4 protein-coding genes are annotated in these 9,049 nt (G+C 34.9%); 1 reads left to right on the top strand and 3 read right to left on the bottom strand.

All coding sequences use genetic code 11. The features are described 5' to 3' along the window. Window positions 1-3,286, bottom strand: a 3,286-nt coding sequence (locus tag CVD18_RS20080) for a choice-of-anchor L domain-containing protein (RefSeq protein ID WP_199185115.1), incomplete at its 3' end; no start/stop codon positions are given. 1,653 nt (window positions 3,287-4,939) lie between these two features. Between CVD18_RS20080 and CVD18_RS20075 the strand changes: the two genes are divergently transcribed. Beyond that, window positions 4,940-5,554: a hypothetical protein gene (locus CVD18_RS20075; RefSeq protein ID WP_146052876.1), complete on the top strand. Its 615-nt coding sequence runs from the start codon at window positions 4,940-4,942 to the stop codon at window positions 5,552-5,554. Between the two features lie 107 nt (window positions 5,555-5,661). Here CVD18_RS20075 and CVD18_RS20070 read toward each other — a convergent pair whose 3' ends face one another. Together CVD18_RS20070 and CVD18_RS20065 are read right to left on the bottom strand one after the other, a co-directional pair. Next, a complete protein-coding gene (locus CVD18_RS20070; RefSeq protein ID WP_103867284.1) occupies window positions 5,662-6,618 on the bottom strand; it encodes a type IX secretion system membrane protein PorP/SprF in 957 nt (318 codons plus the stop codon). 76 nt (window positions 6,619-6,694) lie between these two features. Then, window positions 6,695-9,049: gliding motility-associated C-terminal domain-containing protein (locus CVD18_RS20065; protein WP_146052875.1), on the bottom strand; the 2,355-nt coding region annotated here is incomplete at its 5' end.

Below are 9,049 nucleotides of genomic sequence, written 5' to 3'. Positions count from 1 at the left end.
TCGCAACTGCTGTATTACTAAAACTTCCTGCTGTAATATCGCCTGCTGTTATTATATAACTCGCAGTATACGTGCTGTTATCTATAGCTCCTACTACTAAATCTATCGTAGTCGCTGGACTTACTGTAACCAATGCATCAGTCACACTGATACCTGTTAAGTCTACATTTCCTGTATTGGTCACTACAAAAACATAGTTGATTGTATCTCCTGCATCGATAATACCGTTTCCATTCGTATCAACATACGTATCAGTCTTAGTGATATCTAATAGTGGTTGACGTAAATCAGTGGTTGTAACATCATCTGGACTGCCATCATTATCAGGATCAACATCGGTAGCATTATCAGGATCATCGGAATTATCTGTAATTGGAGGACCTAATGGATCTAATGGATTCAAGGCACTCGCAACTGCTGTATTACTAAAACTTCCTGCGGTAATATCACTTGCTGTTATTATATAACTCGCTGTATACGTGCTATTATCTATAGCACCTGCTATTAAATCAATCGTAGTGGCTGGACTTACTGTAGCCAATGCATCTGTTACACTGATACCTGTTAAGTCTATATTTCCTCTATTGGTCACTACAAAAACATAGTTGATTGTATCTCCTGCATCGATAATACCGTTTCCATTCGTATCAACATACGTATCAGTCTTAGTGATATCTAATAGTGGTTGACGTAAATCACTTACTGTTGGATCATCGGGACTACCATCATTATCAGGATCAACATCGGTAGCATCATCTGGATCATCGGAATCATCGGTTACCGCTGCTCCTCCTAGTGGGTTCGCTGCACTCGCAACTGCTGTATTACTAAAACTTCCTGCGGTAATATCACCTGCTGTTATTATATAACTCGCAGTATACGTGCTGTTATCTATAGCTCCTGCTACTAAATCAATCGTAGTAGCTGGACTTACTGTAGCCAATGCATCGGTGACACTAATACCTGTTAAATCTATATTTCCTGTATTGGTCACTACAAAAGCATAATTGATTGTATCTCCTGCATCGATAATACCATTTCCATTCGTATCAACATAGGTATCAGTCTTAGTGATATCCAATAGTGGCTGACGTAAATCGCTTACTGTTGGATCATCTGGATTACCATCATTATCGGGATCAACATCGGTAGTATCATCGGGATCATCGGAATTATCGGTAATTATATTACTATTGATATCATTTGCACTCGCAACGGCGGTATTACTAAAACTACCTGTACTAATATCACCAATAGTAATCACGTAACTTGCTGTATACGTACTATTATCAATCGCTCCAGAACCTAAACTAGTAATCGAAGTTCCACTAACAGATATACCTAGATCAGAAAGCGTGATATTTGTTAATGTTGTTGCTCCTATATTTGTAATTGTAAATATATAATTGATCGTATCTCCTGCATCGATAATACCGTTTCCATTCGTATCAACATAGGTATCGGTTTTTTCTACAGTAACACCTATTGACTCTCTCCAATTAGGTTCTCCCCCAACACTATCGGTATCAGGAAAAGGACTGGCTGCTGTTTGACCTCCATTTGTTGGATCCAAACTAGAATCATTTATATCAAAATTATTATCTAATCCATCATTATCACTATCTGAAATTGCAGGATTAGTATCTGCAACTCCATCATCATTTATATCATATGCCTCAATAGTATCACTTTCTCCATCACCATCAGAATCTAAATCTAAATAATCTGGTGTTATATCGCTATTAGGAGAACCTGCATCTGTATTTACTGGAATTAATGGAGCTCCTCCTGAATCTACATCGTAACGATCATCAATACCATCTCCATCAGCATCATTTAATAAAGGAGCTACATACCCTGAAGTTGTTTGTGCCTCTATAATATCAACTATACCGTCATCATCTGCATCTATATCTAAATAATTAGCACCTCCAGTACCATCGGTATTTGGTACTACAAGTGGAGTTCCTGAAGTAACCTCTCCAGCTCCACTACCACTATCAAAATTATCTACTATATCCGCTAATCCATCTAAATCAGCATCAACTGGTACTCCCGTACCAATCACACCATCATTATCGGGATCTGTTCCTCCCCCTTCAATAACATCAAGAATTCCATCATTATCACTATCTAAATCTAAATGGTTAGAAACTCCATCACCATCCAAGTCAAACTGACTTTCTACTGCTCCATCTACATTACCTATAGCAAAATTATTATCATCGTCATCAAGGTAAGCAGGTACTCCATCTCCATCTATATCTAGATTCGGTTCTCCCGCAGGGCCAGATTCATCAATATCTAAAATACCATCATCATCATCATCAGGGTCTTTAGCATCTGCTAAACCATCTCCATCCGAATCTCTATCCCCAGATATAGTACTTATAAATACTCCAGAATCTAATGAAGCATCTCCTGTGTCTGCAATAGCCATTTTAAACCTATAAGTATTCCCTGGTATTAATCCACTAAAAGTTCCAGTCAACTGACCAGTAATCCCATTATACTCAGTAAATACAGTAAATGGACCTGAGTTAGTATTACAAGCTACAGCAGTTAGATCATGTCCATTATTTATGTAAATTGCAGAATTGGTTAAATCTGCTGGAGCAGAATAACTAGGGTTTTGACAACCAAGAAATCCTGCATTAATTGTATTTACTGCTACAGGACTCGTTGTACCAGGAACCAGTGCTATATTCTGGCTCCCAGTTATACCAGGACCCGAAACAAAAAAACCGAAAATATCATTGAATACAGTACCTACATAATCTGGATATTCATCTGATCCAAATTGGTATACCACCTTCAGGTCTGTAAAACCAGGTTCCAGAGTAACATCAAATGAAAAAACGACAACATCATTAATTGCAGTAGGATCAATTGCTATTATATCAACATCCTTATAAGTAGGTAATCCTGCCGTAGAACTTGCCTGAATTCCAGAGTTTGAAGGAAAAGGATTCGTTCCATTACTTCCAAACGCCTGAGTCACACTACCAGTAGTTAATACAACTCCTCCATCTAGAGCAAAATTACCACCTACAGAACCATTAGAAAATGTTCCTATTTGAAATGCTCGGCTTCCACTTTCGAGAGCTGCATTAGATAATGCAACTCCATCACCATCTAAAACACCAAGTATGGCTGCATCGGTTGGATTACTAACAAAAGTTGCTTGAGAATACAGGAAATTAGTCATTACCAAAAAAACACCTATTATTAAAAGTGTTATGTTTTGGTTTCTATGTTTATTTCTAAACTGGTTGAAAATTTTCATAAGCTATTTTATGATAAAATGTTCTAATTATTTGTTCGGAAGTGATTCAAAAGAATCTGTATATGTTTTTTCAGAAATACGCATCTTATCATTATTTCTTATCATTGAGAAGAGTAGATCATGTTTTATATAATTCTTATACAATAATCACTGTATTTAATACTTTTTTTTGAACTGTTATTTTATTGGGACATACTTCACCACCTAAATACAGTATGATAGCAAAAAACAAAAATGATCTAAAAGATATATATATAAGATAGATACTATTTTTCATGAGATAATTTTATTTATCAAATTATTAAAAGAAAAAGTTAATTGTAAAACACAGGAAATAACACTTGTTAAAATTAACATTTTATTTTGTTAAAAAACATGTTTTAAACGACGAAAAGTTTGTTTTTACCGATAAAAAACAATTTTGTTTCGATTTTATTAAAATAAAAACATTTTAAAGCACAAGAAATAGTATCTCTATACAGCTGTGTATAATAGGAATACATAGTATTTATACTGCTTATAGTCTTGGAAGTGGGAATCTTATCATATACAATAGTAGAAAAAGAAGTTTTTTCTACAGATTTACATACCCCCTTTATTAATTGAGATGATTTTTGCATAGTTAGTTAATATAAATAATCGTTATTCAAATACCTTGTCATTGATGGCTCGCCAAAGTTCAACTAATACAAGGGGTACATTCTCAAAAAACTGTTATTTATAGCCTCATAAAATAATGCCTCATTTCATTAAAAAATCACTACACAATACACATTAACAATTCCTACCTTTCTTTTTAAAAAAAGAAAAAACAGAAATATATAATTACGAATTGGAATAAATTATAATAAGAAAAACATCTTATTTTTTTTACGAAGTGATTAAAAGTAATAGTATCCATAAGCAAATATGTTAATTACTACCGATATAGGCTTTATAATTTAAAATCTAATAAAGTCTGTTAAATAACAATTTTTTAACAACATAAAAGTAATCATAAAACATCTAAACATACATACATATAACCCTCAAAATACATACTGTAAAACCTTAATAAAAAACACTTAATACAATAAAAACTATTGAATATAAACACTTTAAAAAATAAAAACATTAACTTAAATTTTAAGAAAATTTTTGCAAAAAAAACAGTAATTAATTCCTTAAGCTTCGATATCATATTTTCTTTTTAAGAAATAACACTTTCAAACTCCGAAAAGAAGTCTTAATCTGTCTAAATGTCATATTTTGATAAAGAAATACGATCTCCTTCTGCCGAAATTTCAGTTTCTGTTATATACATATTGTTTTACATGACAGAAATATAAACTCTTATTACATAAATATATATTCAATATTAAATTAAGCACATTAAAAATGTACGCTAAGATCAATTTTTGAAAGACAATAAATCTTTAATTTCGAAGCAAACTTCAGAACATTAAAATCTCACTTAGTGATTAAAAGAACTTGTCCTCTGCCAATTTTCTAACCATATAATAACAAGATAAATTTGAAGTCAGGTTAATAACTAAAAAATTCATATATTCGGTATCACTTAACGTGAACCCTCCCTTTTTAAGTCATAATTGTAATTAATGTAAAATTTTTATTTTTTTAATTATGACAAAAGATCAAATAAACAAATTTGAAATGTTTGAAGCAGTAAAAACGTATTTGGATACACATACCAATAAGTGGAATAGTGTTCCGATACTCTTAAGTTTTAAAAATGATTTTGAAGAATTATTACTGCAACTTCAAGAAAACAAAGAAAATCAAGCAGCTTCGAGAATATTCTTAGGCACCAGCAAAACTATCCAGAAGAGATTTGTTTCTGACAAAGCTGATATTCTAAATGATGCATTAGAAGCTTATGCAACTATTGAAAACAAAACAGACTTAGAACAAAAAGCTGCCAGATCCTTTTCTGATTTATATAAATTGAGAAATCAGGATTTTATTACCATTATTACAGAAACTATCGCCTTACTAGAAGAACATTTAGAAGAATTAGCGGATTATGGAGTAACCAGTAATCAAATTACTGACCTCAAAAATAGTTTTGATCAATTTTTGGCAATACAAGGAAAACCAAGACAATATCGCATCGCAGGAAAACAGGCTACAAAAGGATTATCTGAGTTATTTGAGCAAACTACTAGCCTTTTAAATAGTAAAATGGATAAAATATTTAAACGTTTTAAAAATGCTGATGCTACATTCTATAATGGATACCGAGCTTCAAGAACTATTATCAATAATTAATGATTGTTCTACTTCGGAATAAAATAGAGTATTAATATTCCTATAACCCTTTTCAGTAATAATTCTGGAAAGGGTTTCTTTATAGGGTATACTATTATTCTATTCTGCTAGAAGAATCTAGGAGTTAACATTCTATTGTATTTCTTAAAGAGTTCAAAGCGTAACATCACCTCATAACTCCCATCATTAAATTGTGTCTGACCCAATTCTGTCGTTTCTCGATCATATGCAAAACCAATCATCAACGCATCTGTGATTTGAAAACCTATCGTACCACTAATAGCAGCATCCCATCTGTAAGCTGCGCCCAAGGTCAATCGATCATACAACAAAAAATTTGCAGAAACATCAACTTGCAATGGCGCGCCAAAAACCAACTTACTCAAAATCGCTGGCTTAAACTTAACTTCATCACTCAAATCAAAAACATGACCTGCTATCAAATAATAATTGATACGCTCCTCGGCCAGAAAACTTACGGCATCACTATCACTACTGGCTGAACTCTCATCAAAATGATCTGTCTCTAATAAATTGGGAGCACTTAATCCTAAATAAAATCGATCGGTATGATAATACACCCCAACTCCTACATTAGGACTAAACTTATTATCTATATTATTCTCAAACAAACGATCATTACTGCTAAATTGTGATAATCGTTGAAAATCAACATTCAATAAATGACCCCCAGCTTTTAGCCCTAAACTTAATTTACCCTTCTCTGAAGTAGGTAAGGTATATGAAAAATCAATATCAAAATATGTCTCATCTGTAGGACCTATCTCATCGTTGACAATAGAAAAACCCAAACCAACACGCTCATTACCGCCTATCGGAGTATTTAAGGTAAGTGTTTGTGTACGAGGAGCTCCATCCAAACCAACCCATTGGCTACGGTGAAGTCCCATAATACTCAAGACTCCACGACTACCAGCATAGGCAGGATTGATACTAATTGTATTATACATATACTGCGTATACTGAGCATCTTGCTGAGAATAACATTTGTAAAACAAAACACTGAGTAGTACTGTTACAAGTATCGCTTGTATATTTTTCATCCGCTATATATAGTTTTTTTAAAAAAAATTAATGCAACCTACCAACATTTCTGTTAGTAGGTTACATCTTGGTTGATTATCTATTGAGATATAAATAACCTGCTTTATTTTTTCGTTGTCCTGATTGTAAAATATATTCAACTACATAATAATATGTCCCAACAGGCAACTCCTCTTTTCCTTCTATTGTGGACCTCCCGTTTGAGACTCCTCTAAAGAAGTTATTATCTCTCCCATAATTTTTGGATTCGTAAACTTTTACTCCCCATCGATTGAATATAGTTAATGTATTTTCAAATTCTTCTATTCCCTCAATTACAAATACATCATTTACTCCATCTCCGTTAGGAGACATTCCCGAATATACTATAATCTCTTCATCAAACCTTATACGAACTATCGTTTCATCTTCAAAATCACCATCTCCATCCAAATCAACATTAGTATCATCTGATGGATCATCAGAAATATCTGTTACTGTATTTCCATCAGGGTTCTGCCCTGTTACAGTTGCTTGATTGGTTACCCTACCTGATAGTAAATCTTCTTCTGTTAAAGTATATATAGCTGTAAAATTATCTTCATCTACTTCTCCAGCTTCCAAATCAATTGGCCCTCCTATCACTTCAACTCCAGGTAATGGATCTGTAAGTACAATATTGATAAGGTCCACACTTCCCGTATTTTCAACAGTAAAACTATAATGTATTTTATCTCCCACATTAACAATATCGTCATCATTTGTATCTACATACTCTCCTGTTTTAGTTAATGAAAGGTTAGATACATCTCCTCCTCCAGAACTTGTTACGGTTATTATTATGGAAGCTTCATCACAAATTGTAGGTGTATCAATACTACATAATGTATATCTAATCAAATATTCTCCTGCTGGAGTACCTGGTAAAACAGTTATTATTCCAGTTAGAGGGTCTAAATTGATATCGTCATCAGGATTGTTATCTGTAACATTTGTTATTATAACATCTGTATTCAATGTAGCAAAATTACAGCTAAATAAATCATTATCATTTACAATATTGGAAGAGCTATCTCCTGTATCTCCATCAAGGCTTACTATATCATTAGTAGCCACAACTATCCCAGAAACAGTTATATCAAAACTACAACTATCACTATTCCCTAAAAGGTCTGTAAAAGTATATGTTACTGTTGTAGTTGCTCCTACAGCAAACATATCTCCTGAATCATGCGTACTTGTAATAGAAACTGCCCCTATACAATTAACAGTGGTGGTTGGCGGTATCCAGGTTACAGGGACACTACAATTATTTGTATTCGTAGTTATTATAATATCTGATGGGCAATCTACAATAATTGGTGTTGGGTCAATAGTCACTGTATGCACTGCGGAAGATGCAGACGTACATCCGTTTCCGTCAGTTACAGTGTAGGTAATATCAGTCGTTCCTGAACTTACGGGAGTTACGACTCCTGATCCGTCTATCGTAGCGACTGCCAGATTAGAGGAACTCCAAACTATTGTTCCTGCGGTACCTTCGGTTAAATCGATTGTTGCTCCCATACATACTGCCGTAGCACCTGTAATCGCAGCGGCGGTTGGTAAACTATTTACCGTTACTGTATGCACTGCGGAAGATGCAGAAGTACATCCGTTTCCGTCAGTTACAGTGTAGGTAATATCAGTGGTTCCAGCACTTACGGGAGTTACCACTCCTGATCCGTCTATCGTAGCAACTGCCAGATTAGAAGAACTCCAAACTATCGTTCCTGCCGTACCTTCGGTTAAATCGATTGTTGCTCCCATACAGACTGCCGTAGCGCCTGTAATTGCAGCAGCCGTTGGTAAGCTATTTACCGTTACTGTATGGACTGCTGAAGATACAGATGTACAGCCGTTTCCATCAGTTACAGTGTAGGTAATATCGGTGGTTCCAGCACTTACTGGAGTTACTACTCCCGCTCCATCAATCGTAGCAACCGCCAGATTAGAAGAACTCCATGCTATTGTTCCTGCGGTGCCTTCGGTTAAATCGATGGTTGCTCCCATACAGACTGCTGTAGCACCTGTAATTGCGGCTGCCGTAGGTAAGTCGTTTACTGTTACTGTATGCACTGCGGAAGATGCAGAAGTACATCCGTTTCCGTCAGTTACAGTGTAGGTAATATCAGTGGTTCCAGCACTTACGGGAGTTACCACTCCTGATCCGTCTATCGTAGCAACTGCCAGATTAGAAGAACTCCAAACTATCGTTCCTGCCGTACCTTCGGTTAAATCGATTGTTGCTCCCATACAGACTGCCGTAGCGCCTGTAATTGCAGCAGCCGTTGGTAAGCTATTTACCGTTACTGTATGGACTGCGGAAGATGCAGAGGTACACCCATTTCCATCAGTCACAGTGTACGTAATATCGGTCGTTCCTGAACTTACTGGGGTTACGACTCCTGC

This window comes from Aquimarina sp. I32.4, assembly GCF_002924285.1.
Lineage (GTDB): Bacteria > Bacteroidota > Bacteroidia > Flavobacteriales > Flavobacteriaceae > Aquimarina.
This window is presented reverse-complemented; position numbering and strand designations above follow the sequence as displayed.

Coding starts and splice junctions, on each gene's coding strand:
- CVD18_RS20070 (WP_103867284.1), bottom strand. CDS start 6,618: ATGAAAAATATACAAGCGATACTTGTAACAGTACTACTCAGTGTTTTG.
- CVD18_RS20075 (WP_146052876.1), top strand. CDS start 4,940: ATGTTTGAAGCAGTAAAAACGTATTTGGATACACATACCAATAAGTGG.